This is a genomic window from Nostoc sp. (assembly GCF_036919615.1).
Classification (GTDB): Bacteria; Cyanobacteriota; Cyanobacteriia; order Cyanobacteriales; family Nostocaceae; genus Nostoc.
Genome location: NZ_JBALCN010000057.1, coordinates 12,600 through 37,718, shown reverse-complemented (window position 1 = coordinate 37,718; position 25,119 = coordinate 12,600). Strand labels below are relative to the sequence as shown.

Annotated in this window: 25 protein-coding genes and 1 pseudogene; 15 read left to right on the top strand and 11 right to left on the bottom strand. The window is 43.3% G+C overall.

The annotated features are described in order from the left end of the window. The first annotated feature begins 142 nt into the window (after positions 1 to 142). Complete coding sequence (gene bioU / locus V7K48_RS17260; protein WP_335074502.1) at positions 143 to 1,147, top strand: (S)-8-amino-7-oxononanoate synthase BioU; 1,005 nt, start codon at positions 143 to 145, stop codon at positions 1,145 to 1,147. Between the two features lie 144 nt (positions 1,148 to 1,291). Here the strand turns inward: bioU and V7K48_RS17255 are convergent, their stop codons facing one another. The 4 genes and pseudogenes from V7K48_RS17255 to V7K48_RS17240 form a co-directional block, all read right to left on the bottom strand. Further along, on the bottom strand, positions 1,292 to 1,852 hold the full coding sequence (locus tag V7K48_RS17255; protein ID WP_335074501.1) for a hypothetical protein: 561 nt from the start codon (positions 1,850 to 1,852) through the stop codon (positions 1,292 to 1,294). Positions 1,853 to 1,966: 114 nt separating this feature from the next. Next, positions 1,967 to 3,193, bottom strand: coding sequence for a type II secretion system F family protein (locus V7K48_RS17250; protein WP_335074499.1), 1,227 nt, complete (start codon positions 3,191 to 3,193; stop codon positions 1,967 to 1,969). Between the two features lie 303 nt (positions 3,194 to 3,496). Continuing rightward, positions 3,497 to 4,630: pseudogene (locus tag V7K48_RS17245) on the bottom strand (type IV pilus twitching motility protein PilT); the annotation flags it as partial. A gap of 63 nt (positions 4,631 to 4,693) precedes the next feature. Beyond that, positions 4,694 to 6,706 (bottom strand): GspE/PulE family protein, encoded by a 2,013-nt coding sequence (locus V7K48_RS17240; protein ID WP_335074495.1) that lies wholly within the window; start codon positions 6,704 to 6,706, stop codon positions 4,694 to 4,696. A gap of 845 nt (positions 6,707 to 7,551) precedes the next feature. Between V7K48_RS17240 and grpE the strand changes: the two genes are divergently transcribed. Both grpE and dnaK read left to right on the top strand, forming a co-directional pair. Continuing rightward, on the top strand, positions 7,552 to 8,301 hold the full coding sequence (gene grpE, locus V7K48_RS17235; protein ID WP_335074493.1) for a nucleotide exchange factor GrpE: 750 nt from the start codon (positions 7,552 to 7,554) through the stop codon (positions 8,299 to 8,301). 228 nt (positions 8,302 to 8,529) lie between these two features. Then, complete coding sequence (gene dnaK / locus V7K48_RS17230; RefSeq protein WP_335074557.1) at positions 8,530 to 10,488, top strand: molecular chaperone DnaK; 1,959 nt, start codon at positions 8,530 to 8,532, stop codon at positions 10,486 to 10,488. Positions 10,489 to 10,781: 293 nt separating this feature from the next. Here the strand turns inward: dnaK and V7K48_RS17225 are convergent, their stop codons facing one another. Further along, positions 10,782 to 11,060, bottom strand: coding sequence for a hypothetical protein (locus tag V7K48_RS17225; RefSeq protein ID WP_335074491.1), 279 nt, complete (start codon positions 11,058 to 11,060; stop codon positions 10,782 to 10,784). A 163-nt stretch (positions 11,061 to 11,223) separates the two neighbouring features. Between V7K48_RS17225 and dnaJ the strand changes: the two genes are divergently transcribed. The 6 genes from dnaJ (at position 11,224) to V7K48_RS17195 (ending at position 17,049) form a co-directional block, all read left to right on the top strand. After that, positions 11,224 to 12,354, top strand: coding sequence for a molecular chaperone DnaJ (gene dnaJ, locus V7K48_RS17220; RefSeq protein WP_335074489.1), 1,131 nt, complete (start codon positions 11,224 to 11,226; stop codon positions 12,352 to 12,354). Further along, positions 12,354 to 12,611: a sulfurtransferase TusA family protein gene (locus tag V7K48_RS17215; RefSeq protein WP_335074487.1), complete on the top strand. Its 258-nt coding sequence runs from the start codon at positions 12,354 to 12,356 to the stop codon at positions 12,609 to 12,611. Before dnaJ ends, V7K48_RS17215 begins: the two co-directional genes overlap by 1 nt. Then, positions 12,608 to 13,720, top strand: coding sequence for a small ribosomal subunit biogenesis GTPase RsgA (gene rsgA / locus V7K48_RS17210; protein WP_335074485.1), 1,113 nt, complete (start codon positions 12,608 to 12,610; stop codon positions 13,718 to 13,720). The genes V7K48_RS17215 and rsgA overlap by 4 nt, the downstream gene beginning before the upstream one ends. 171 nt (positions 13,721 to 13,891) lie before the next feature. After that, entirely contained in the window at positions 13,892 to 14,677 is a 786-nt protein-coding gene (locus V7K48_RS17205; RefSeq protein WP_335074483.1) for a Uma2 family endonuclease, read from the top strand. Positions 14,678 to 14,720: 43 nt separating this feature from the next. Then, a complete protein-coding gene (locus tag V7K48_RS17200) occupies positions 14,721 to 15,290 on the top strand; it encodes a Uma2 family endonuclease (RefSeq protein WP_335074481.1) in 570 nt (189 codons plus the stop codon). A gap of 169 nt (positions 15,291 to 15,459) precedes the next feature. After that, positions 15,460 to 17,049, top strand: a complete 1,590-nt coding sequence (locus V7K48_RS17195; protein ID WP_335074479.1) for a glycoside hydrolase family 57 protein — start codon at positions 15,460 to 15,462, stop codon at positions 17,047 to 17,049. 45 nt (positions 17,050 to 17,094) lie between these two features. Here the strand turns inward: V7K48_RS17195 and V7K48_RS17190 are convergent, their stop codons facing one another. After that, positions 17,095 to 17,565, bottom strand: coding sequence for a Uma2 family endonuclease (locus V7K48_RS17190; protein ID WP_335074476.1), 471 nt, complete (start codon positions 17,563 to 17,565; stop codon positions 17,095 to 17,097). Between the two features lie 263 nt (positions 17,566 to 17,828). Between V7K48_RS17190 and V7K48_RS17185 the strand changes: the two genes are divergently transcribed. Beyond that, complete coding sequence (locus V7K48_RS17185; RefSeq protein ID WP_335074474.1) at positions 17,829 to 18,059, top strand: hypothetical protein; 231 nt, start codon at positions 17,829 to 17,831, stop codon at positions 18,057 to 18,059. A gap of 46 nt (positions 18,060 to 18,105) precedes the next feature. Continuing rightward, positions 18,106 to 18,306, top strand: coding sequence for a DUF2283 domain-containing protein (locus V7K48_RS17180; RefSeq protein WP_335074472.1), 201 nt, complete (start codon positions 18,106 to 18,108; stop codon positions 18,304 to 18,306). Positions 18,307 to 18,377: 71 nt separating this feature from the next. Here the strand turns inward: V7K48_RS17180 and V7K48_RS17175 are convergent, their stop codons facing one another. The 4 genes from V7K48_RS17175 to petC form a co-directional block, all read right to left on the bottom strand. Next, entirely contained in the window at positions 18,378 to 18,845 is a 468-nt protein-coding gene (locus V7K48_RS17175; RefSeq protein ID WP_335074470.1) for a type II toxin-antitoxin system YhaV family toxin, read from the bottom strand. Beyond that, positions 18,845 to 19,165, bottom strand: coding sequence for a hypothetical protein (locus tag V7K48_RS17170; RefSeq protein WP_335074468.1), 321 nt, complete (start codon positions 19,163 to 19,165; stop codon positions 18,845 to 18,847). Before V7K48_RS17170 ends, V7K48_RS17175 begins: the two co-directional genes overlap by 1 nt. A gap of 476 nt (positions 19,166 to 19,641) precedes the next feature. Further along, complete coding sequence (gene petA / locus V7K48_RS17165; RefSeq protein ID WP_335074466.1) at positions 19,642 to 20,643, bottom strand: cytochrome f; 1,002 nt, start codon at positions 20,641 to 20,643, stop codon at positions 19,642 to 19,644. Positions 20,644 to 20,830: 187 nt separating this feature from the next. Continuing rightward, positions 20,831 to 21,370, bottom strand: a complete 540-nt coding sequence (gene petC / locus V7K48_RS17160; protein ID WP_334814631.1) for a cytochrome b6-f complex iron-sulfur subunit — start codon at positions 21,368 to 21,370, stop codon at positions 20,831 to 20,833. Between the two features lie 229 nt (positions 21,371 to 21,599). Here petC and V7K48_RS17155 point away from each other — a divergent pair, with 229 nt between their 5' ends. Next, entirely contained in the window at positions 21,600 to 21,908 is a 309-nt protein-coding gene (locus V7K48_RS17155) for a DUF3067 family protein (protein ID WP_334979277.1), read from the top strand. A 35-nt stretch (positions 21,909 to 21,943) separates the two neighbouring features. Beyond that, positions 21,944 to 22,558: a hypothetical protein gene (locus tag V7K48_RS17150; protein WP_335074464.1), complete on the top strand. Its 615-nt coding sequence runs from the start codon at positions 21,944 to 21,946 to the stop codon at positions 22,556 to 22,558. A 41-nt stretch (positions 22,559 to 22,599) separates the two neighbouring features. On the opposite strand, the gene tatC is transcribed toward V7K48_RS17150, so the two are convergent. Next, on the bottom strand, positions 22,600 to 23,394 hold the full coding sequence (gene tatC, locus V7K48_RS17145) for a twin-arginine translocase subunit TatC (RefSeq protein WP_335074462.1): 795 nt from the start codon (positions 23,392 to 23,394) through the stop codon (positions 22,600 to 22,602). Positions 23,395 to 23,958: 564 nt separating this feature from the next. Here tatC and V7K48_RS17140 point away from each other — a divergent pair. Together V7K48_RS17140 and V7K48_RS17135 are read left to right on the top strand one after the other, a co-directional pair. Further along, positions 23,959 to 24,189, top strand: a complete 231-nt coding sequence (locus tag V7K48_RS17140) for a hypothetical protein (RefSeq protein ID WP_335074460.1) — start codon at positions 23,959 to 23,961, stop codon at positions 24,187 to 24,189. Positions 24,190 to 24,251: 62 nt separating this feature from the next. Next, on the top strand, positions 24,252 to 25,109 hold the full coding sequence (locus tag V7K48_RS17135; RefSeq protein WP_335074458.1) for an SDR family NAD(P)-dependent oxidoreductase: 858 nt from the start codon (positions 24,252 to 24,254) through the stop codon (positions 25,107 to 25,109). Positions 25,110 to 25,119: the final 10 nt, after the last annotated feature.

Genomic DNA, 25,119 nt, shown 5'->3' with positions numbered 1-25,119 from the left:
CTGGTGAAAAAACTGATTTGGTTGGGCAAGAAACCAGGATAATGAAGCATAATTAACCTTTATAGCTAAAAGCTGTCAGCCATCAGCCACAAGCTGAGATGGTAAAGTTTGAAGGATTGTGATTCAACTTAAGTAATTGACTATGAGTACAGCAAATATTTCGCCAGCGATACGCATAGGAGTACTGGGTTTCGGCGGACTCGGACAAGCCGCCGCCAAGGTACTTGCTGCTAAACAGGAAATGATTTTAGTTGCAGCAGCAGATCATAAAGGCTACGCTTACGCTGCTGATGGTTTAAATACTCAAGAATGCATCGCCACCTACCAGTCCCAAGATTCGGTAGGTCATTTAGAGCCAGTTGGTACGTTAACAAATCAAAGTATTCAGGATCTAATTGAAATAGCTCAATCTGTGGATGGGTATTTTCTGGCTTTACCCAACCTACCAAATGATTTTATTCCCTCTGTAGCCAAGCAGTTTATCAAATCTGGTTGGCGTGGTGTATTAGTGGATGCGATTAAGCGCACTACTGCTGTAGAACAACTACTAGCAATGAAAGAGGAACTGCAAGCAGCTGGAATTACGTACATGACAGGCTGTGGTGCTACACCCGGACTGTTAACCGCCGCCGCCGCTTTAGCCGCCCAAAGCTACGCCGAAATTCATCAAGTCGAAATTACCTTTGGGGTGGGAATAGCCAACTGGGAAGCTTACCGCGCCACCGTTCGGGAAGACATCGGGCATATGCCTGGTTACACAGTAGAAACTGCTAAGGCGATGACTGATGCCGAAGTAGAAGCACTACTAGATAAAACTAATGGCGTGCTTACCTTGACGAATATGGAACACGCCGATGATGTGATGCTAGAGGTAGCGGGAATAGTGGGGCGCGATCGCGTTACTGTTGGTGGTGTAGTTGATACTCGCAATTCCAAAAAGCCCCTCAGCACTAACGTTAAGGTAACAGGGCGCACCTTTGAAGGGAAGATTTCCACCCATACCTTTACTCTGGGAGATGAAACCAGTATGGCAGCCAATGTCTGCGGCCCTGCCTTTGGCTATCTCAAAGCTGGTAAGCAATTGCACCAACGCGGCATTTATGGAATATTCACCGCTGCCGAAATTATGCCCCAATTTGTCAGGTAATAGTTAGGAGTAGAGACGCGATTAATTGCGTCTCTACAGGAGTTAGGAGTTAAAAACCTAAACTTGAGACTTAAAAATCTCTGGCTTTGTTTAAAATTTGTAATTTAAAACTCTTAACTCCTCACTTTTGACTCTTAACTTTTTCTAAGCTGGTGGAATTTGTGGAGAGAAAATATTTGTGAAATTCTCCTCAAGCAGCGAATCTGATGTTTGCATAATAAATGGAAGTTCGGCTCCCACTAGACCTCTTTGGATGCGTTCTAAAGTATCACTAAAAACGACAAACAGAGGATATATAGTATTAGCTCCCTCACTCAAAATATGACTGTGGCGCAGAGGCATCAACCACTCATAATCATTGTCCAGCCAAACTTGGGTTTGTCGCCAACGTCTTAACAAATCAGAAAAGTCTTCATGAGGACGATGAATAAAGACTAAAATTTCTGCTCCAGTTTTGATTTTCCACTCTGGATCGCACATCAAAATTGCCACATCGCAGGGTAAACAAATCGTTTGTGGGGCTGTTGTAGCAGTGTTGCGAAGACGGACAATTGGCAAGGGTATAGTGATAACACTTTCATCTGGACGGCGCAGACTGGGAATCATCTCCAAGTATGGCCGATGTTGTTTTAGTAAGGCGATCGCAGCTAGATGATTGCTGTACTCTGCCAAACTTGCTTCGTAGTGAGATTTTTGCACAGTCATAGTTGATTAAATTAGTTAGGAGTGAGGAGTTAGAAATAAAATTAAGTAGTTAAGAGTTAAGAATGAAGATAAAAAATAAAGAGTTTAAACTCCTAACTCCTAACTTTTAATCCTCTATCCCAACGTTTCAAATACCTTAAACATAGGCAGATACATCGCTAGTAAAATGGTTCCAACCATTCCCCCTAGAACTACAATCATTACTGGTTCCAAAATACTGGTCATTGCTTTTACTGCTTGCTCAACTTCATCTTCATAGAAATCGGCAACTTTCATCAACATTGCATCTAATTCTCCAGTTTCTTCTCCGATACTAATCATCTGAATTGCCATAGCTGGAAAAACGCCATCATTTTCTTGTAAAGCAATGCTAATCATACCTCCTTGTTGAATCTCAAGGCGGGCTGCATCTATAGCATTGGCAATCACTTGGTTTCCTGATGTATCTCGGACAATTTCTAAGCAAGTTAAAATTGGTACACCTGAACGAGTCAAAGAACCAAAAGTTCTGCTAAAGCGGGCAACTGAAGATTTTTGAATTAAGTCGCCAAACAAGGGCACCTTTAGGGAAAGACGATCAATTGTTAGGCGACCACCAGGAGTTTTACCGAATTGTGAATAAGCAATTTTCAGTCCGACAATAATAAACAGAAGGATGACAGCCTTCGGACTTCTCAAAAATTTACTAGCATCCATCAAGAATTGCGTTAGAGGTGGTAGTGTAATTCCAATTTGTTCAAAAATCGTGGCAAAAATGGGAATAAGAAAAATGGTCATGCCGAGGAAGATCGCAACTGCGATAAAACCCACGACTACTGGATAAGACAATGCTGATTTAATTTGGTTTTGTAAGCGGGCAACATCTTCTAACAACTTGGCTAAACGATTCAATACTTCGTCTAGAACACCACCAACTTCGCCAGCTTGAATCATACTCACATATAATCCATCAAAGCAGTCAGGATGCTTCCGCATTGACTCTGAAAGATTCATTCCGCTTTGAACATCAATGCTAATCTCCACAAGAGCTTGTTTCAGTTTCGGGTTACTACACTGTTCAGAAAGTACCCCCAGACTTCTAACGATCGCAACTCCCGCATTCATCAAAACGGCAAATTGACGGGAAAAAACTGCTTTATCTTTCACAGAAACCTTAACTAAGGAATTCTGGAATTTTTTTAGGTCAAAATTTGCCTGAAATCCTTGAGATTGTTTGAGTTCTTGGACTACAAAACCTTGTTCTCTGAGATTAGTACGAGCTTGTACCAAGGATTCGGCAACAATTTTTTCTGTTCGGGATTTTCCTTGAGAATCCCGAACACGGGCAACGTAGTTTGGCATAAATAAATTCAAAATTCCGAATTAAAAATTTAGAATGGTCAATCAATTTTTGATTTTGGATTGCTGATTTTGGATTGACCCTGACCACAAGGTTACAGGGCTTAAAAATTTTAAATTTGGGATTTGTTCCGCTCACTAGGGGGAGCCATTGCGGTGGACGGGTTTCCCGGCATAAAGCAAGTGGCATTGGGGGATGAACCGAAATAATTTTTAATTCTTCAATCTAAAATCTAAAATCTAAAATCTAAAATTGGTACGGTCAAGGGTTTTTTATCCGCTTCATCTCCCCAAACCTCAGTTCCTTTAATGCGCTTTGGCAGCCACACCGGATTTCGCACCTGCGGCAGCTCCGGGAGGTGTAGAAGTACCGATAAGACGTTGAATTTCATCTGGCTTAGAAGTCTTAGACATCGCCGCTTCAAAGGAAATCGTTCCTGCTTTGTAAAAATCGGCTAAAACCTTCTCCAGAGTTTGCATCCCCAATTTGCCGCCAGTTTGAATAGCTGAGTAAATTTGAGATGTTTTGCCTTCTCGAATCAAGTTGGAAATAGCGGGAGTGACAATCAGAATTTCTTGAGCCATCACCCGACCATACTCACCGGGTTTAGGGTTTTTCTTGGACACCAAGGTTTGGCTAAATACCCCCACTAACGAGTTAGACAATTGCACCCGCACCTGGGTTTGTCTTTCATGGGGGAAAACGTCGATAATCCGGTCAACAGTTTGAGCGGCAGAACTGGTGTGTAGTGTGCCAAATACCAAGTGTCCTGTTTCCGCAGCAGAAATCGCCAAAGAAATTGTTTCTAAATCGCGCATTTCTCCCACCAGAATAATATCTGGATCTTCCCGCAAAGCTGCTTTCAAGGCATTAGCAAAGCTCTTAGTATCTTCTCCCAGTTGCCGCTGGTGAACCAAGCTTTTAATTGGTTCGTAGACAAATTCAATTGGGTCTTCCACCGTTAAAATATGCTCCGCTTTGGTGCGGTTAATCAAGTCGATCATTGCCGCTAGAGTAGTTGTCTTGCCGGAACCTGTAGGGCCTGTCACTAGAATTAGTCCTCTGGGCTTATCGCACATTTCCCGCACTATATCTGGCAGACCTAATTTTTCAAAGTTAGGAATTTTAGAACTTAATGCCCGTAAGCAAGCAGCATAAGAACCACGTTCTTTATAAACATTGACCCGGAAGCGAGCTAAACCCTTAACACCATAGGAACAATCCAACTCCCAGGTCTGCTCTAAGGTTTTACGCTGGGTATTGTTGAGCATACTAAAAATCAGCCTTTGACATTGATCAGCTGTCAATACCTCCTCACCTATAGGGGTGAGTTTGCCACTGATCCGGAAGTAGGGAGGCAAACCTGCGGATAAATGCAAATCCGAGCCACCCATTTCAATCAACTGCTCCATCAGGTCTTCAATCATCATTTCCATAGTTGTGCTTCCTTTTAATGTTTGTTATTTGTGATTTGTTTAAAGTTACTAACCAATAACTAATAACTACTTTTGAAACCGAGATGTCATACAGTAGGGACAATCCAGCCATTCTGGTTTCAATGTGGCATCGCAAGTCAGACAAGTAAGGCCAGTCTTACGTTTGGCTTTTAATTCGGCTTCCAAACCGGTATCAGTAAACGTCACTCGTTCTACTTCTTCTAAAGTGGTAGAACCTTGACGCACTAAGTCCAAACTGTAAGCCAGCAAGGTTTTCATGCCCTCTTCTATTGCCACTTCCTTGATCCGTTCCGTGGGTGCATCTTCATTGATGAGAGTTTGCAGGTTTTCGGTGACTCGCATGACTTCATAGACACCACAACGCCCTTTGTAGCCGACGCCATTACACACTGGGCAAAGCTGATTTTTACTTTTGGCTTCTGCGATCGCATCTAATGTCAAGGTGTTAGCCTTATAGAAAGTGACTTCGATATCTGAGGAAGCTGATATACCATAGCGAGCTAATTCCTGGACGGTAGGAGTGTAGGGAATACGACATTCAGAACATACACGCCGCACCAAACGTTGAGCTAAAACGCCAATTAAGGAACTAGAAACCATGAAAGGCTCAATACCCATTTCTCCCAAACGAGCGATCGCTCCTGGGGCATCATTGGTATGTAAGGTAGTTAATACCAAGTGACCAGTCAAGGCAGCCTCAATTGCTGTTTTTGCCGTTTCTTTATCCCGCGTTTCACCTACTAGCAGCACATCTGGATCTTGCCGCAAGAAAGCCCGCAGAGCGGTAGCAAAATCCAGCCCTTTTTCCCGAATCACCTGTACTTGAGTAATCCCTGGAAGGCTGTACTCAATTGGGTCTTCCACAGTACTGATATTAATACCGGGATCATTCTTTTCTGATAGTGCAGAATACAGCGAGGTTGTTTTCCCAGAACCAGTTGGCCCAGTCACCAAAATCAGACCAAAGGGACGGCTAACCATCTCCTGGACAATATGCAAAGTCTCTGGATCGGTAATTAATTTATTCAATCCCAGTTGAGTGGAGGAATTATCCAAAATCCGCAGCACCACCTTTTCCCCGTAACGACTGGGTAAGGTGCTGACACGGAAGTCTACTTTACGTCCCTCAAACATCCGTCGGATACGTCCATCTTGGGGTATACGCCGTTCAGCAATATCTAGATTGGAGATGATTTTAAATCGGGCTGTCACCGCCGGGATAATTTTTTTCGGTAGGGGATCGAAAGCTTCGCGCAGTATGCCATCCTTCCGAAAGCGAATGCGTAAGTTTTCTTCTTGTGGTTCAATATGAATGTCAGAAACGCCCTCATGCAAGGCTTTAGCCAGGATTCTGTTAACTAGGTTGATCACTGGGGCATCCTCTGCACCCTTCATCGCTGCCCCTAGATCAGCCTCCATTTCTTCAGGAGCATCCTGAATATCGAGATTTCCGAGGTTTTCTAAATCCTGATTAATATCTGTAAACTTTGCTTGTTCCAGGTGCTTTTGCTTAACAGCCATTTCATCCAAGTATTGGTTGATTAGCTGTTGGTAGTCTTCCTGTGTAATCACCATCCGCTGCAATGCCAAGCCTTGGGGGCGCAAGATGCGGTTCAGGTCATCGGAAGCCTCTAGATTATCTGGAGCGACCATCGCCACTAAAACTGAGGGCGGGGTTTGGTCTTCGTGTTTCGACAGTGGTACTAAACGATGGCGACGACAGATATCCACTGGGATAAGGGTTTCAATCAGGTTCGCCATCATCGTGCTGCCAAAGGAGTTGACTTCTGGATCAAGGAATTCAACACCGTATAGTATTTTAAGTTCAAATAGCTGCTGTTTTTTATATTGCCTGAGCAACTCAGGTGATAGTTGTTGCCCAGTGATTGACTCTAATACTTCCGTTAAAGGTCTGCTAGATTTGCGGCTTTCAATTAGTGCCTGCCTCATCTGTTCGGTATTGACATAGCCAGATAGCACTAGCTTATTGCCGAAGGGCGAAAACTCTGTTCTGGTAGTTAGAGCGGTACTGCGCCGTTGTGGTGACGAGTAAGTCATAAATGAGCGAATGAGTAGGGGAAACCTCTGTTTAAAGTATTCCCCTACTGTGAGACAGAATTCTCATTTACTAAAAAAGTCCTGAATCACTGAACTTCTGAGTGGCGGCTTGTGATCCTCAGAGTTCTCGCTAAATGCTGAGTCAAAAAGAAGTAGTGGAGAAAATAGAAACTCCTGACTCGCTCAATCCACAAACTTTCAGTTATGGGGTACAATCCAAGACTCAGAACCTAACTTTTCACTCTTATCTGGAAAACCTCTCTCTAGAACACCAATCCAGTAATTCTGAAAGAACCTCTCCCACAACCCCTCTTTGCTTCAAAGAAGGGAGTTTGGCTCCCCCTTCCCTTGTCGGGAAGGGGCCTGGGAGGTTAGGTTTTTGATTACTGAATCCATGCTCAAGTAGGGAAGAGGCTTTGAATTGTTCTAGGGTTGGGGGTTAGATTTCGCGTTAATTTTTTCACATGACGTGAAAAGTCAAGATTTAAAACATCTGACTCAGCATTCAACAGTTAGCACTTTTGAAGGAATGACAATATTTGATAAATGGTTAAATTTTAAGTAGTAATTCATTAAAAAACTGACTCATGAATAAGATGAGGGGCGAATCACATTCAGCGCCACTCTTCCAAATTACTTACTCCTAGAGGTACACTACTCGTTCGGGTTACTGCATTAATGGCGTCTACGCTAACGTGTTCACCATTTGTCACAATAAAAGGACGGTTACATCACTTCCAGGAACTTGTCGGCAACAAAATTAGCCTCAGTGGCAAGTTGTAGATGACGACGGTTGCAAGCTGTGGAGATACACTGCCATAAAAAGCATCTGGAATGAGTAGACAATGATGGATGAAAATAAACAGATAAACAATCCAAGCCAGCAATTAGGTGAACCAACAGAGGTAAAGCAAGCAATGAAGAGTGACTCCTCAGCCCAAATTAATTTCAATGAATCTGGCAGCGAGGTTACAGAGCAAGTGGCAGCCCAAACTAATGTACCGGGGGATACGGCTAGTCTCAATCAAGAAAATGGCGTCACTGCAACTGAGAAAACTGAAGTGGAAATAGCAGCTTTGGCAGAACTGACTCAACAAATCGAGTCTCTCAAAACCCAATTGGAAGAGCGTAGTACTCAATATATGCGGATTGCCGCTGATTTTGAGAATTACCGTAAACGCACTAGCAAAGAAAAAGAAGAGCTAGAAGTGCAGATGAAGCGGAACACGATTTTGGAATTGTTGCCAGTGGTCGATAATTTTGAGCGGGCGCGATCGCACCTCAAACCGCAATCTGATGGCGAAATGACAATGCACAAAAGTTACCAAGGCGTTTACAAACAATTAGTAGATAGCCTGAAACGCTTGGGTGTATCACCAATGCGTCCTGAAGGTCAAGAATTTGATCCTAACCTGCACGAAGCAGTAATGCGGGAACCTACGGATGAACATCCTGAAGGAACAGTGTTAGAAGAGTTAGTACGCGGATATTACTTGGGCGAGCGCGTGCTGCGTCATGCAATGGTCAAAGTAGCTGCTCCCAAGGAAGATACACCTGCTGCACAAGAGGATCAGTCGAGTCAAGCCAACAGTTAAGCTGTAGTCGCTCGCCTTGCTGACCTAAAGTGCCTGGGTTCTAGTAAGGACTTGCATCGCGTACCTAAACTTGGACAAGGCTTTGGATAACTCTGTGTGTTTCAACTTCTGGCGTTGCTACTAGCAGCAGGGGTTCCACAGGTGTTATCCGCTAGCCTTGGTTCGGAGCAAAAAAAGTTAGTCCGCGACAGATTACAGCAGAACAACTCAGTAAAAATACTGATAAGTATGGGAAAAGTTATTGGGATCGACTTAGGCACTACTAACAGTTGCGTCGCAGTTTTGGAGGGCGGTCAACCACTTGTGATCTCCAATTCTGAAGGTGGGCGAACTACTCCAAGTATTGTGGGATTTGGAAAGAGTGGCGATCGCTTGGTTGGTCAATTGGCAAAGCGTCAAGCCGTAACCAATGCTGAAAATACAATTTACAGTATTAAACGATTCATCGGGCGGCGTTGGGAAGACACTGAAACAGAACGCGATCGCGTACCCTACAACTGTGTCAAAGGTCGAGACGATACCGTTGATGTCCAAATTCGCTCAAAAAACTACACGCCGCAAGAATTATCCGCCATGATCCTGCAAAAGCTCAAGCAGGATGCGGAAAACTTCTTGGGTGAGGAGGTGACTCAGGCAGTGATCACCGTACCCGCATATTTCACAGATGCCCAAAGACAAGCTACTAAAGATGCTGGCACGATTGCAGGATTAGAAGTCCTACGAATCATCAATGAACCAACAGCTGCGGCTTTAGCTTTCGGATTGGAAAAGCAAGACCAAGAGCAGCTAATTTTAGTATTTGACTTAGGAGGCGGCACTTTCGACGTATCGATTCTACAACTTGGGGATGGCGTTTTTGAAGTTAAGGCAACTTGTGGTAACAACCACTTAGGTGGAGACGACTTTGATAATGCGATCGTGCTTTGGATGATGGAACGCTTCCAGCAAGAGGAAAAAATCAACCTTTCTCAAGACAAGATGGCACTGCAACGCCTGCGGGAAGCAGCAGAAAAGGCAAAAATTGAACTCTCCAGCATGGTGAATACCTCCGTTAACTTGCCGTTTATCACGGCTGATGACACCGGCCCAAAGCATCTCGAAATGGAACTCAGCCGCTCTAAATTTGAAGAACTCGCACTTAATTTAATTGAAGCGACCATCGAACCGATGAGCCAAGCGCTCAAAGATGCGGATCTCAAACCACAAGCCATAGATCGGATTATTTTGGTAGGTGGTTCTACCCGTATTCCCGCAGTCCAAAACGCGCTAATTAAATTTTTCAATGGCAAAGCCCCCGATCGCTCTATTAACCCTGACGAAGCCGTGGCATTGGGAGCGGCTATCCAAGCAGGTGTGTTAGGTGGCGAAGTCGATAATCTCTTACTATTGGATGTCACCCCTCTGTCCTTGGGAATTGAAACCTTGGGTGAAGTATTCACCAAAATCATTGAACGCAACACCACAATTCCTACGAGTAGGTCACAAGTTTTTTCCACAGCAGTTGATGGGCAAACCTCAGTGGAAATTCACATTCTTCAAGGTGAACGAGCAATGTCACGAGATAACAAGAGTCTCGGCAAGTTTCTGCTAGCAGGCATTCCCCCATCTCCCCGTGGTGTGCCGCAAATTGAAGTATCCTTTGAAATCGATGTCAACGGCATCCTGAAAGTTTCTGCCCAAGACAAAGGTACAGGTAGAGAACAGAGTATTCGGATTACCAATACAGGTGGCTTGAGTCACAACGAAGTCGAACGGATGCGCCAAGAGGCCGAACTGTTTAGCGAAGAAGATAGAAAACGTAAAGAACTGGTTGAACTTAAAAACCAAGCAGATAATTTGTTGTTCAGTTACGAATCCACCATCAAGGATAATGGCAACTTTATCGGCGAGCAGATGAAAACCTTGGCTAGTGAAAAAGTTTTACAACTCCAAGCTGCAATGATTGACTCCAGCATTTCCACAATGGAATTTAAGCAGCGCTTAGACGACTTCCAACAAACCCTGCTGGCAATTGGTGCTGATGTCTACAATCGAGCTAACAGCCAAAGTGATGAGATTGAGGAGGCTTCAGCTAGTCTTTTTACCCCAGAAATAGACTCACCAATGAATGGTACACTAATACCACAATTCAACTTTGATTTTGACGAAGAAAGTACTGCACAGGCTGATTATGAGGCGATAGATTAGGGGTTAGGCATTGGGCACTTGTACTGAGCGAACGCAAGAGCGTCTCCTTGGCGCAGCCTAAGAAGAGAAGAGTTGCCGTAAAGCCTGCGGCATAGTTACGCTTAGGGCGCAGCCTCTCCAAGAGTTGTATTGGGCAATAATCAATAGTTCTTCTTCCCCTACTTCCCCTGCCTCACTGAGTTGCAGATTTTTATTAAGACACTTTAATATATCTAAATATATTGATTATAAATTTAGCGAAGTTTCACAAGACCCCAGCGGTTTGCTAGATTGTAGAAGCAAATTACTTTGGGCTAGGCAGTGTGCCAGTTCCGATGCACTTCCATTGCATATGGGTGGTTTTCCACACCTAATGGTGCGGCTAGCTCCTCTGGTTGATGGGCGGGGTTTTGCTCTCCTACGTAGCACAATTGTAAAAGAGACAGCCGACTCGGCAGTGAGAAGTCTGAGCAGAGGCTTCCCCTGCTCTTAACTTTTATAGCTTTTGTCGTCTCCCACGAGGAAAGCACCTGTTGCTCAAGATTTGTCGGTGATTTTTGTAAAAGGTAAAGGGTAAAATCAGTTATTAACAAAAATTAATTTTATCTTCTACCTGACCTCCGGCAAGCCGCCCTCTATACGGATACTGTGTTGCTCTTCCATATCTGTAAGCAAAACGCTTTTCCGTAGGGTAGCAAGTGACTGTGACGTTCTACTGACTTCTGCTTTCTTCCTTCTAACTTTTACCTTTGCTATATGGCCCGCGACTATTATGAAATCCTGGGTGTCTCTCGTGACACCGACAAAGAAGAAATCAAACAAGCCTATCGCCGTTTAGCCCGGAAGTATCACCCAGATGTGAACAAAGAACCGGGAGCGGAGGATCGCTTTAAAGAAATTAACCGCGCTTATGAGGTTCTCTCGGAACCAGAAACCCGCGCTCGTTATGATCGCTTTGGCCCAGAGGGTGTCTCAGGTGCTGCTGGCGCGGGCTTCCAAGATGTCGGTGATATGGGCGGTTTTGCCGATATCTTTGAAAGCATTTTTAGTGGCTTTGCTGGCGGTATGGGTAGTCCCACGCAACAAAGACGGCGCAGCGGGCCAGCCAGGGGTGATGACCTGCGGCTAGACCTGAAGTTAGACTTTCGGGAAGCGGTATTTGGCGGTGAAAAAGAAATTCGCATTTCCCATCTAGAAAATTGTGAAGTCTGTAGCGGTTCTGGTGCTAAACCTGGAACCCGTCCTCGGACTTGTTCGACTTGTAGCGGATCGGGTCAAGTCCGCCGTGTCACCAGAACACCTTTTGGCAGTTTCACCCAAGTCTCAACTTGTCCCACATGTAATGGGACAGGGATGGTAATTGAAGATAAGTGTGATGCGTGTGATGGTAAGGGTGCAAATCAAGTCACAAAGAAACTCAAAATTACCATTCCAGCTGGAGTGGATAATGGCACACGCTTGCGGATTTCAAGTGAAGGAGATGCCGGTCAACGCAGTGGCCCTGCTGGGGATTTATACGTTTACTTGTTCGTGAATGAGGACGAAGAATTCCAACGGGATGGCATTAATATTCTCTCGGAAATCAAAGTTAGCTACCTGCAAGCAATTTTAGGTTGTCGGTTAGAGGTAGATACGGTAGATGGGCCGGTAGAACTGATTATTCCAGCTGGAACCCAGCCGAATACGGTGATGAAGTTGGAAAATCGCGGCGTACCCCGCTTGGGTAATCCCGTTAGTCGTGGGGATCATATGCTGAACGTATTAATTGATATTCCCAATAAAGTTACCCCAGAGGAGAGGGAACTGTTGGAGAAGCTGGCTAAAATTAAGGGAGATCGCACTGGTAAAGGCGGTCTAGAAGGATTCTTGGGAAATCTATTTAAATAATGAAGCCCTCTTTTCTTTTAACTCCCGATGCTCAACTTGATTTACGCGGCACCCCTTGCCCAATTAATTTTGTGCGGACAAAACTACGTTTGGAGAAAATGCCATTGGGAGGTTTGCTAGAAGTCTGGCTAGATCCAGGTGAGCCGATTGAGCAGGTTCCTGATAGTCTGACAATGGCAGGTTATCAGGTGGAACAAATTATAGACTGTACTAGTTATTTTTCTCTGTTAGTGCGTCGTCCACTTGCTAGCCAATGACAGGGGAAAATTTTGCCGCAACTAGACAGTTATTGGGTACGGTGGTAGCCGTGCAGGCTAATTTTTACCGAGTACAGCTGGATCAAGAGGATGGGGAGATGAGGGAGATAAGGGAGATAAGAGAGCAAGATCCTGCTCATCTTCCTTATCCCCCTCTCCTGCTTTGTACGCGGAGAACACGTCTGAAAAAAATCGGACAACAGGTGATGGTAGGCGATCGCGTTGTGGTAGAAGAGCCAGATTGGGCTGGAGGACGGGGAGCGATCGCTGATGTTTTACCCCGGCAAAGTGAGTTAGATCGTCCGGCGATCGCTAATGTCAACCAAATCCTCTTGGTATTTGCTGTCGCTGATCCACCTTTGGAACCTTATCAGCTGAGTCGGTTTTTAATTAAGGCTGAGTCTACTGGCTTAGATGTGCTTTTATGCTTGAATAAAAGTGATTTAATTTCACAGCACGAACAGCAACAAATTAGCGATCGTCTACTTGGTTGGGGCTATCAACCGATATTTATCAGTGTCAAAGATGGTATAAATACTGACCAAGCAACCAGATATTTGAGCAATAAAATTACTGTAATTGCCGGGCCTTCCGGCGTTGGCAAATCTAGCCTGATTAATACGCTAATTGACTCTCTTCAGCTGCGAGTCGGAGAAGTTTCTGGCAAACTAGCTCGTGGTCGTCATACCACTCGCCATATAGAATTATTTAAGTTACCTAGCGGTGGAATGCTTGCAGACACTCCCGGCTTTAATCAGCCGGACATGGATTGTATTCCAGAAGAATTAATCCATTATTTCCCAGAAGCAAGAAAGCGGTTAGCAGTTGCTAGCTGTCGGTTTAGTGATTGTCTGCATCGAGACGAGCCTGAGTGTGCAGTGCGGGGAGACTGGGAACGATATGAACATTATTTAGAATTTTTGGATGCTGCGATCGCTCATCAAGCTCAACTTCATCAACAAGGTGATCCAGAATCTACCATGAAGTTAAAAAGCAAAGGCAAAGGGCAGAGTCAATACGAACCCAAGCTAGAAAGTAAAAAATATCGCCGAATTTCCCGCAAGACTCAGTTACAGGACTTGCAGGAGTTGTATCGGGATGAGGAATAAGGAGTACGATGTCTAAGACGGGCTGTGACGCTCGTTCGCCCTTGGCGTCTCCCCTTCTCTACGAGACGCTGCGCGAAGGGAGAAGACTCGCTAACGCTTTGCTATCGGTGTCGCATTCCTATGCAAAAGTTGGTCGCGATAGCATGGATATAAATAGAAAACCTATCTTGTATGTCTCAGTTCCCTACCGCCACCCATAGTTTACAAGATGTCACTGAGAGTATAATTTTTCCACCAGGTGATATCTACAGTGACGAACCCCCCTTGGAATCTGATTTACACCGCGAACAAATTGATTTACTCATCCGCCTGATTAAGTGGTGGTGGCGCGATCGTGAGGATTTTTATGCTACCGATAACCTGACTATTTATTTCAGTACGGCAGTCGCTTCAACGGGGGGAATCCCCGCACAGCGCTGCCTCCCCAACCAGAAAAAGTCAGAAGAATTTCGAGGTCCTGATTTCTTTGTGGTTTTAGATACAGAAAGAAAAGACCGCAAAAGCTGGGTTGTGTGGCAAGAAAATGGTAAATATCCCAATGTGATTATAGAAATGTTATCTGATTCCACTGCTTCGGTTGATAAAGGTTTGAAAAAGCAGATATATCAAAACACATTTCGGACTCCAGATTACTTTTGGTTTGACCCAAATAACCTAGAATTACAAGGGTTTCACATCGTTGATGGGCAATACCAAGAACTTGCTCCCACTGAGTTGGGTAGGCTGTGGAGTCAGCAGCTAGATTTGTATTTAGGAGTTGAGTCTGGTAAATTACGCTTTTTTACCCCAGATGGGCATCTGGTAATATTGCCAGAAGAAGAAGCAAACCAACAGTTGCAGCAAATAAATCAACAGTTACAGCAAACAAACCAACAACTAGAACAAGAACGTCAACGAGCTGCAATATTGGCAGAACGCTTGCGAGCCGCAGGTATTGATCCTGAGCAAATTTTCTGAAAATAGAATTTTATCTCTAAAATAGGCATGGAAAAATAGTGCTATGAACCAAACAATATCTAATAAAGTCCATTGGACAACCTCAGACTTAGAATTACTTACAACTGACGAATGGAAGCGCTATGAAATTATTGACGGAGAATTATTTGTGACTAGAGCGCCTCACTGGAGACATCAAGGGACTGCGGGTAATATATGCTTAGAATTACAAATTTGGTCTCGCTCTAGTGGGCTGGGGGAAACTCGTCAAACTCCCGGCATAATTTTTACAGATGCCGATAATGTCATACCGGATGTAGTTTGGATTAGTCGTGAGCGTTTAGCACAATTGCTAGATGATGAAGGACATTTGAGAGGAGCGCCAGAACTGATTGCAGAAGTGCTTTCTCCTGGGACAACCAACGAACGTCGAGACCGAGAAGCCAAGCTGAAACTATACTCATCCACAGGAGTCCAAGAATATTGGATTGCAAATTGGCAATTACAGCAGTTAGAAGTTTATCGCAGAGAAACTGCCCAATTAAAATTGATAGCAACCTTGCTGGCTGATGACGAAATCATATCACCATTGTTACCAGGTTTCTGCATTCGAGTTCAGCATTTTTTTGGATAATTCTGGCGACGCCGATAGCGAAGCGTCGCACTTCTATGTTGTACCTCCACAAGTACTGTCTTTAACTCAATTGAAAACTATTCTTACGATCCCCATAAAGTCTTAAAATATTGTTAATTTCAGCCAAACCTCTCGACCTTCAACTTACAAGTATCACCCCAAAATCACTATGGCTATCGGCTACGTCGCGCTTGTACTCCACGCACATCTGCCCTTCGTTCGTCACCCGGAAAGTGACTACGTGCTGGAAGAAGAATGGCTCTATGAAGCCATTACAGAAACTTACATCCCCTTATTGAAAGTATTTGAAGGCTTAAAGCGAGACGGTATCGACTTTAAAATCACGATGAGTATGACACCACCTCTAGTGTCGATGCTTCGTGATCCTCTACTTCAAGAACGCTATGACGCACACTTAGCCCAACTAGAAGAACTTATACAACTAGAAGCAGAACATAATGTCAATAACGGGCATCTTCGTTATTTAGCCGAACATTACGTTACTGAGTTTAAGGAAGCGCGTCAGCTATGGGAAAGCTACAACGGTGACTTGGTGACAGCTTTTAAGAAGTTCCAAGACAGTAACAACCTGGAAATCATCACTTGCGGTGCTACCCACGGCTATTTACCGTTGATGAAAATGTATCCAGAAGCAGTATGGGCGCAAATTCAGGTAGCCTGCGAACATTATGAGCAAACCTTTGGACAAGCACCCAGAGGGATTTGGTTGCCTGAATGCGCCTACTATGAAGGTTTAGAGCGGATGCTAGCCGATGCTGGGTTACGCTACTTCCTTACTGATGGGCATGGCATCCTTTACGCCCGTCCCCGTCCGCGCTTTGGCACTTATGCTCCAATTTATACAGAAACTGGTGTTGCTGTCTTTGGTCGAGATCATGAATCATCCCAACAGGTATGGTCTTCTGAGGTGGGCTATCCTGGAGCGGCGGAATATCGAGAATTTTACAAAGATTTGGGCTGGGAAGCAGAATATGAGTATATCAAGCCCTACATCATGCCCAATGGTCAACGGAAAAATACGGGCATTAAGTATCACAAAATTACGGGGCGTGGCTTAGGTCTATCAGATAAGGCACTCTACGATCCTTATTGGGCGCGAGAAAAGGCGGCAGAACATGCTGATAATTTTATGTATAACCGAGAGAGGCAATCTGAACATCTCTATGCTATAATGCAGCGGCCAGCAATTATCGTTTCGCCCTACGACGCGGAGTTATTTGGACATTGGTGGTATGAAGGCCCTTGGTTCATCGATTACCTATTCCGCAAGTCATGGTATGATCAAGGAACCTATGCAATGATCCATTTAGCAGACTATTTGCGGGATCAGCCAAATCAGCAAGTCTGTCGTCCTTCGCAATCGAGTTGGGGTTTCAAGGGTTTCCACGAGTATTGGTTGAACGAAACAAATGCGTGGATTTATCCGCACTTGCACAAAGCCGCTGAACGGATGATTGAAATATCGCACCTGGAACCAGAGGATGATCTGGGGTGGAAAGCCTTGAATCAAGCAGCGCGGGAATTGTTACTAGCACAATCTTCTGACTGGGCATTTATTATGCGGACGGGAACTATGGTACCCTATGCGGTTAGACGGACACGATCGCACTTGATGCGATTCAATAAGCTTTACGAAGACGTTAAAATCGGCAAAATTGACAGTGGTTGGCTAGAAAAAGTCGAGTTAATGGATAATATCTTCCCTGAAATCAACTATCGCGTCTATCGTCCGCTATAGTCTCACAAAAAGTAATCAATAGCAGTAAGGTGGGCAATGCCCACCTTATACCACTGGGAAATAATTACCTTCGACCAAGTGTAAACCCTGGAGTTGGGGATTGAGATAATCGCCTGTGGGGTCATATTGGAAATATTCACGCACTCCCAGAAAGGCGTAAATTCCTTTCTTTGCCCCTTGGTCTTTGCTGCGGGTGCTTTTTGAGGTAATCTCTAGAACAAAATCTGGGGTTTGATTATTTTCTTCCCAGGTTTTGTAAGAGCGTCTGTCACGGTTTTCCACTCCAAAGACTACAAATACATCTGGTGCGACAACTGATTCTGGATTACCTTTTTCGTAATAGATAAATAGATTACCAGCCACATATACATCTGGGTGATTTTGGAAATAAATTTCCAGTACTGTGATAGCGTATACGAGACACTTACGCTGTAAATCACCTTCAGCCATCGGCTTCCCGTCCTCGTCTGGGTATTTAATCGGGGTAACGGGAATATACTCTACTGAGGCTGTCATGGCCGGATACTTAAACTCAACTAGGGCTAAGTTTAATTTAACATTTGACTATGGTTAACTAACTAATACCAATTTAAAAAAAGAATGCGACAAATAGATCATCTGTAGAGACGCGATTCATCGCGTCTTCACCCAAGGATGTGTTGCAATCATTAATTGAATTGGTATAAGATGCGATCGCCATAAATAGTACCGCTGTGAATTCAAAATTGAAAGACCTCTAGCTGGGTTTCACTGCGTTCAACCTAAACCTATAGATATTATTGAGAAAGGACGGTTGGATTGACTACACCGATTTTACTTTTACCCTGAAAGCACCTATCGCCCATCTCCCAGTTTGTTGGTTGCGTCAAGGCGGGTTGGGTGCTTTTTTCTCTCGCGTCGAGACTTGTTATCTTCCTAATCCAACATTTACAATTCAGTTGACTTTGGTAACGGCAAACTATTCTTACTACGTGTTATTGTTGCAGATGATATTGACCATAAAGTTGTAATTACTATTTACAGAACTACGAAAATTGATAAATATTAGAGACAACCATGAAGATTACCTATGACCCAGATGTTGACGTTTTAAGAATTATATTTAGTAATACGCCAATTGAAGAAAGTGATGAAGATAACCCAGGAATAATTTTACACTATGACGAAGCTGGAAATATAGTAGGATTGGAAATAATAGACGCTTCTAAACGCATGGATAACCCTCGTTCGGTTGAGTATTCTATCAGTGGTAGGTAGAGAATAATTGTTTTGTTAATCAGTTTAATGTGTGATTTCAGTGTAGTGATATTTGCGATATCTAACTTATTTTAATCTTCTTTTTCCTCGCCAGTATTTTCTAATTCACATTCTGCAAGCAGATTATCAATACTTTCAGGAAAATCCCCATTTTCTACTTTTTTGCTAAAAACTTGATAACAATCTTTTTTATCGCCTTCCTTCCGAGGAAAACCTAACCAAAGAATAATAATAATTTTTGGTTCTTTGAATGCTCTAAAGAATAATCTATATCGTTCAGGTAGCCCCATTTTTTTAAGACGACTATACTTTTGCAAAGGTTTTTGTAAAGCAAAGTGACTAGCAAAAGGGTCTTGAGGAATTTTTTCTTTAATGCCAATATTTAATGCTTTTAAGAATTTGACATCTGAACGTGTAATAAATTCTTCTTTAGGTAAGTCATTTTTTAAAACACGAACCCTATTACGCAATTTTACCCATTGTTCGTTAAACAATGGGTAGAAAAAAATCTGCCAGCCACTACAAGTAAATGCAGCCATTAATCTATAACTACATCAGCCAGTAAATCATCCATTTCATCGCTCATTTCTTGAGTATAAGGAACGAGTTTAGAAGGGCTTTGCATAGCATCCTTCATGAGAAAGTCAAGAAAAAGGCTCATCATAATGCCCTCATCTCCATCAGCTTCATCAACATTATCAGTTTCTAATCTAACTAAGAACGTGTTATCAGATAGCACTTCAATATGGCCTGAAGCATTAGCTAAATGGGGATAATCCTTAGAGAATGCACGAGGTAAGCGAAACCCATCTTGATTTCCTACCTTTGCATGAGTTACGGGATAACTTTTTACAGCCATGAGCTAATTCCTAAATAGGAAGATACTAGGCATTTAAATAGAATACCTAGACACTATAAATTTGATGTGAGAAGTTACGTTTTGTTATAACAACTGTTATAACTTACAATTAAACTATAACAGATTCCCTAAAAAAAGACTAGAAGTTAATATAAGAATTTTTGATTAAGTAGATATATTTTAAAGCAAATTGCATATCGGGACTTAAACATTTTTGAGGGATAAACAAGCCTCAAACCCATGCAGGTTAAGGTAAATACACCAAATGCTCAAAAATGGCTCAAACCCAGATATATCAATAAACCAAGCAAAACGATGTCAAAGTCTCTCTGTATATAGGTTTGAGGGTTTTTTCTTGGTGTTTTTTGTCTAAGTCTCAATATAAACCTCTAAGTTTTATATACAGATTTGGAACCATAACATATAAAAAAGACAGGCAATAAGCCTGTCCTAAAAATAATCATTTAGCAAAGAATTTAGAAATTCATCTCAGCAGCTTGGACTTTCTCAACCTGCTTCTTCTTCAGCACCAACATAACCTGAGCCAACATTACAAGAGCGATGAACGCAATCATCCATTTGACTCTAGAGGCGTCTTGCAATACGATTTCTCCATCTATTTGACCGAATCCACCAACATTCGGGTTGCTGGTCAAAGCATCACCAGTCTTTACTGCTTGCCCTTCGGAAACAACCAGTTCTGGCCCTACAGGAATCGGATCAACGACAACATTACCAGATTCAGGCTGGATGTTGACTAGATATTTGACGTTACCGTCTTCATCTTCCTCTTTGGCAATCTTGGTAATTGTGCCAGTAGCGGAAGCATTGTAAACAGTATTGTTGCTCTTTTCGCCAGTAGGATAAACTTGTCCGCGTCCCCGATTAGCACCTACGTGAACTGAATATTTACCGAAGTGGATGTTTTTATCAGTTGCGGGGTTGGGAGAAAGAACTGGAAAGATGATTTCCTGATACTGTTCACCGGGTAAAGGCCCGACGATGACGACATTTTCTTTGTCTTCGCTGTAGGGTTGGAAGGTAGTGTCGCCAACTTCTTCTTTAAGTTCCTCGGAAATACGGTCTTCGGGGGCAATCTTAAAGCCTTCGGGAAGCATCAGTACAGCACCGACGTTCAAGCCAATCTTAGAACCATCGGCACCAACTTGCTGGGCGCTGATATCGTAGGGGATTTTCACCACAGCTTTGAATACAGTGTCAGGTAGCACCGATTGGGGAACTTCCACTTCTGTAACCTTGGCCGCTAGGTGACAGTTGGCACAAACAATCCGCCCAGTTGGTTCGCGGGGGGTTTCGGGATAGGTTTGCTGTGCCCAAAAGGGATAGGCGGCAGCTGATTGGGGAAGGGCTAGATCGCTGGTGAAGTAAAATGTCACGGTAGCGATCGCTATGAGCAATGTTTTTACAATCGCTCTAGCACTGCGAGTTAACCTCGCTGTTATGAAAACATTTCTCATCTCTAATAAGGACAACGATTCTCTGATGGATTAGTCAACAGTCGAGGTTCAGGAGTCAGGAGTACAGACGCGATTAATCGCGTCTGTACAGGAGTTAGGAGTCTAAAATTTAAAAATTTAGAACTTTGGACTCTAGCTTTATAAACTCAGCACGGGCTAAACCATAGCTATCCGCTAACAGCACTGATTAAGCCCACCAAGGTGCATCACCTGTGCGGAAGTCGGTTTCAGTCCAAGGGGTCAAAACGATTTTGTCGTCGTTTACATTGGTATGCGCCAAAGGCAGAGACAAAGGTGCTGGGCCCCGAACAACCTTACCAGTTTCGTCATACTGGGAACCATGACAAGGACACTTAAATTTGTTCTCAGCAACGTTCCAGGGGACAACACAACCTAAGTGGGTGCAGATGGCGTTAATGCCATAATCTTTGATTGCCTCTTTGCTGTCTACCACAATATAGGTGGGATCTCCCTTTAGTCCTTGGACTAGGTTGCGATCGCCTGCATTCCGGTTTTCTAGAAATTTAGCGACGCTAACATCGTTACCTAGCTCGTCTTTTGCCGTTACACCGCCACCAGCACCACCAGTTGCAGGTGGAATAAAGTACTTGACAACGGGATACAATGCACCCAGAGCCACTCCAGTGACAGTCCCGAAAGTGAGCAGATTCATGAACTGACGACGCCCCATATCGGGCACGTCTGCTGATTCAGAAAATTGAGCCATAATCTACGCGCTCTTTGTGTATTTTGTTAAGCATTTTGACAAAAGTACTAGTACTTGAGCAACTCTTGTCTAAGTCGAAATGCTAGCGCTCACAACGATGCCGTACTTCTCTGTTCCAAGATATATTTGGCATCTTTTCTGTTAGCATTACATTTCTTTATATCCTTATCATACTGGAGTCACGGAACTTAACATCATAACTAAATGTAAAATCTGATTGAGAAAAGCTATGACAGGACAGGAATTACGCCAGATGTTGCTTGATAAGTGGGGATACTCTTACGATGTCCAGTTACGGCGGGCACAGGGAAAGATATTTTTGCAAGTAATGTGGAAATATCTGGAGCAAGTTTCTTTTCCCTTAAGCGAGGCGGAGTACCAAGAGCATCTCGATAGTATTGCCAATTATCTTCATGCCTTGGGTGGGTCAACACAGGTACAAAAATTTATTGCCCAAACACGCGATCGCCCCCGGCTCGGCAAAGCTGTTAGCATTCCTCTAGATTTGGGTGAACGTTCTTCGGAATGGATATTATGACCCGCTATTGCTTTGACAAATTAGAGGAAACTCAGATGAGCCGCCAACCATTGCTAGACCCAAATCGTTCATATACTTTTAGTAATTACTTTGAGTTAGGGTTTGCGGTTGACGATTTAGTTGCTGAATTTGGTTATTCGTTCGAGCGGAAATTTATTGATTTACCACAATATTCTGGCACATTAGACCGACTTGGTGATCTCAAGCAGCGAATTGAGGAAGTTTTACCGTATGTAAATTTGGAGAACGAATCTACACGCCGGGAAATGCTAATTGCGCCCATTGTTACTGATTTAATTCACTATTCCCGTGCTAAATTACGAATTGAATACACTATCAAAGTTGATAATCGACTCCAAGGTAATTTTGATTATTTTCTCAGAACAGAAACTAATTTAATTGTGATTGAAGCCAAGCAAGCAGATATAAATAGGGGATTTACACAACTGGCAACTGAGATGATAGCTCTTGATCGGTGGACTGATTCCACTCAAACAGAAATATTAGGAGCAGTAACAACAAGGAATGTTTGGCAATTTGGCAGATTGTATCGACAGACACAGTGTATTCAGCAAGTAATCAACCTTTATCGAGTTACCGAAGAGTTGGAAATAGTGATTAGGATCTTACTAACTGCACTTATCAACTAAGTTGAGATTTTTTGGAATTTGGAATTGAAGTAATGCGATCGTCATTTACCTGTAAGCTTCACCAGTCCAACACCACCGAAGTAAAGCCCTAAAACTGCTCCCGCTAAGAGACTTTGAGTCAAGGGGTCAGTAGAAGGTGTAAGAACGGCTCCTAAAATCACTGCTCCCATAATCACGTAACGCCAACCAGAAATCATCCTTTCAGACGAGACAATATTCAAATTACCGAGCAACAGTTGGATGATCGGAATTTGAAATGCTAAACCAGTGCTGAATAAAAGTAGCAGCACAAATTCAAAATATTTATCAATTGACCAAAGTTGTTCGACTACATCTGCTCCGTAGCTAATGAAAAATTTCAAAGCTGCGGGGATAAGGAGTAAATAGGCAAATACTAATCCCGCCGCAAATAGCACACTCGAACCCAAAACCACAGGCCCCAGTAAACGGCGTTCGCGGCGAGTCAGTCCTGGAAGCACAAACTGGATAATCTGGTAAAGAATGAAAGGACTAGTAAGTACGAAACCAGTATAGGCTGCAACTTTGAGGGAGACAAAGAAATATTCTCCGGGTGCAAGTTGGAGAAATTTTACTCCTTGTGCTGGAACCTCAAGTAGCTGGACAATTGGTTTAACGGCAAAGAAACAGCCAATAACACCCACCGCTACGGCAATCAGCGAATAGAAAATCCGCTGTCGCAACTCTTCTAGGTGGTCGAAAAGGGACATTTCGACTTCACCTGGCAACTCATCAAGAGGATCAGTGTCTGAGTTGCTATATCCTTCTGGGTCGATGTCGGGAACGTTTACAGTATCTACGTCTTGTGAAGGCGTCACGTCGCTTCGCTCCGAATTCAAAATTCAAAATTCATGCATTTACAATCCCCTAAATTTATGATGTTGTTGGCGAATTAATCGGGGGTTACACCAAGGGTAGGGGAAGCAGGGGGAGAAAATTCAAGCAAATATTTCCTCCAAAACCCCAAGTATAATGGTGAAGGGTCAGACCTAAAGTTAATTGACCAACAGCATCATTTATTTATGGGCTTGTATGATGAGTCTTTGTCGGTCATCGTCTATTTCGGTGACTCAGCACTTTTAACTCAGCACCTTCATTATTTTATCCGGGGAATGCAGCTATCAAGATATGTTTTTGGGTGCTGTGGGTTTTTTGTCCTGTTTTTTGGGGTTGCATCTGCATAAGTTAGTAGTAAGCCATCTTGTAGGCAATTTTTAACCTAAAAAATAGAGTGGAACCGATAATTTAGAAATCACGTCTCTGCGGCTAGTAGCGCTGAGTAAATTGACACAACATCAACATATAATACTCAGTTTTGAAAATCCGGTTCATCAAGGTGGCATCTATACATAGCGCAATCGGAAATTTTTAGCTGAGGTTTTATGAATCGGACAATTTGCATCGGACTGATGGCATTGCCTATTTATTTATACAATGCTGAACTAGGTAATACTTGTAGTAGTGACGTGGCAATTGTCGAAAACCAGCTTTCCAGAATAACTGCTCTAGTCGTTTACAGCACAAATACTCAGTCACACAAATTTTCGTGGCAAATATCGGCTAGAGATGACCAAACCGAAGATTGCCTTCGCGCTGGTACTTGCAGAGATTGATACTAAATTCGTAATTTTTAATTCCTAATTATAGCAATTCCATCATAGTACGGAGAGAGTTAATGATAGCAGTAAATCAACCTATAGTAGTGGTTACAGGAGCATCAACAGGAATTGGTCAGGCGTGTGCTTTACTTTTAGACAAGATGGGCTTCTCTGTTTTTGCTGGCGTGCGTCAAGATATCGATGCTCAAACACTTAAACAAAAAGGGTCACAAAGGCTCATTCCGATTTTTTTAGATGTTACTGACGCCGAATCGATCGCATCTGCAGTTGATAAGGTCACAAATGCAGCCGGTGGTGCAGGAATTTTAGGTTTAGTAAATAATGCCGGAATTGCTGTCCCAGGCCCCTTAGAATTATTACCGATCGCAGAATTTCAACACCAGATGCAGGTGAATGTCACCGGACAATTAGCAGTGACACAAGCATTTCTTGGTCTCTTACGCCAAAGTCGGGGTCGAATTGTCAATATGGGTTCAATTGCTGGTAGAAGTCCAACACCGTTCCTGGGAGCTTACAACACGTCAAAATTTGCGCTCGTTGCACTCAATGATGTAATGCGAATGGAGTTACGTCCTTGGGGAATCTCCGTTTCCATTATCGAACCTGGTGCGATCGCTACCCCAATCTGGGAAAAGTCCCTAAGTCAATCTGAAATAGCACAGCAGGATTTACCAGAATGGGCACAAAATCTCTACGGTCAGGCGATAAATATTGTCCGGAAGAAAATGCAGATTATCGCATCTAAGGGAATTTCTGCGGATATTGTTGCTCAGACTGTTGTCCATGCGCTCACTGCAAAACAACCCAAGACACGCTATCTTGTTGGACAAGATGCCAAAATTGGATCTGTGCTGAAGCATATTTTGCCCGATAAGCTGCATGACCGGATAATTTTATACTCGATGGGGTTGTAGATTACAAACA

Coding starts and splice junctions, on each gene's coding strand:
- rsgA (WP_335074485.1), top strand. CDS start 12,608: ATGACAGGGGAAAATTTTGCCGCAACTAGACAGTTATTGGGTACGGTG.
- V7K48_RS17135 (WP_335074458.1), top strand. CDS start 24,252: ATGATAGCAGTAAATCAACCTATAGTAGTGGTTACAGGAGCATCAACA.
- dnaJ (WP_335074489.1), top strand. CDS start 11,224: ATGGCCCGCGACTATTATGAAATCCTGGGTGTCTCTCGTGACACCGAC.
- petA (WP_335074466.1), bottom strand. CDS start 20,643: ATGAGAAATGTTTTCATAACAGCGAGGTTAACTCGCAGTGCTAGAGCG.
- V7K48_RS17195 (WP_335074479.1), top strand. CDS start 15,460: ATGGCTATCGGCTACGTCGCGCTTGTACTCCACGCACATCTGCCCTTC.
- V7K48_RS17155 (WP_334979277.1), top strand. CDS start 21,600: ATGACAGGACAGGAATTACGCCAGATGTTGCTTGATAAGTGGGGATAC.
- V7K48_RS17150 (WP_335074464.1), top strand. CDS start 21,944: ATGAGCCGCCAACCATTGCTAGACCCAAATCGTTCATATACTTTTAGT.
- V7K48_RS17170 (WP_335074468.1), bottom strand. CDS start 19,165: ATGGCTGTAAAAAGTTATCCCGTAACTCATGCAAAGGTAGGAAATCAA.
- V7K48_RS17140 (WP_335074460.1), top strand. CDS start 23,959: ATGAATCGGACAATTTGCATCGGACTGATGGCATTGCCTATTTATTTA.
- bioU (WP_335074502.1), top strand. CDS start 143: ATGAGTACAGCAAATATTTCGCCAGCGATACGCATAGGAGTACTGGGT.
- grpE (WP_335074493.1), top strand. CDS start 7,552: ATGATGGATGAAAATAAACAGATAAACAATCCAAGCCAGCAATTAGGT.
- V7K48_RS17175 (WP_335074470.1), bottom strand. CDS start 18,845: ATGGCTGCATTTACTTGTAGTGGCTGGCAGATTTTTTTCTACCCATTG.
- V7K48_RS17180 (WP_335074472.1), top strand. CDS start 18,106: ATGAAGATTACCTATGACCCAGATGTTGACGTTTTAAGAATTATATTT.
- V7K48_RS17240 (WP_335074495.1), bottom strand. CDS start 6,706: ATGACTTACTCGTCACCACAACGGCGCAGTACCGCTCTAACTACCAGA.
- dnaK (WP_335074557.1), top strand. CDS start 8,530: ATGGGAAAAGTTATTGGGATCGACTTAGGCACTACTAACAGTTGCGTC.
- V7K48_RS17215 (WP_335074487.1), top strand. CDS start 12,354: ATGAAGCCCTCTTTTCTTTTAACTCCCGATGCTCAACTTGATTTACGC.
- V7K48_RS17255 (WP_335074501.1), bottom strand. CDS start 1,852: ATGACTGTGCAAAAATCTCACTACGAAGCAAGTTTGGCAGAGTACAGC.
- V7K48_RS17190 (WP_335074476.1), bottom strand. CDS start 17,565: ATGACAGCCTCAGTAGAGTATATTCCCGTTACCCCGATTAAATACCCA.
- V7K48_RS17200 (WP_335074481.1), top strand. CDS start 14,721: ATGAACCAAACAATATCTAATAAAGTCCATTGGACAACCTCAGACTTA.
- petC (WP_334814631.1), bottom strand. CDS start 21,370: ATGGCTCAATTTTCTGAATCAGCAGACGTGCCCGATATGGGGCGTCGT.
- V7K48_RS17205 (WP_335074483.1), top strand. CDS start 13,892: ATGTCTCAGTTCCCTACCGCCACCCATAGTTTACAAGATGTCACTGAG.
- V7K48_RS17250 (WP_335074499.1), bottom strand. CDS start 3,193: ATGCCAAACTACGTTGCCCGTGTTCGGGATTCTCAAGGAAAATCCCGA.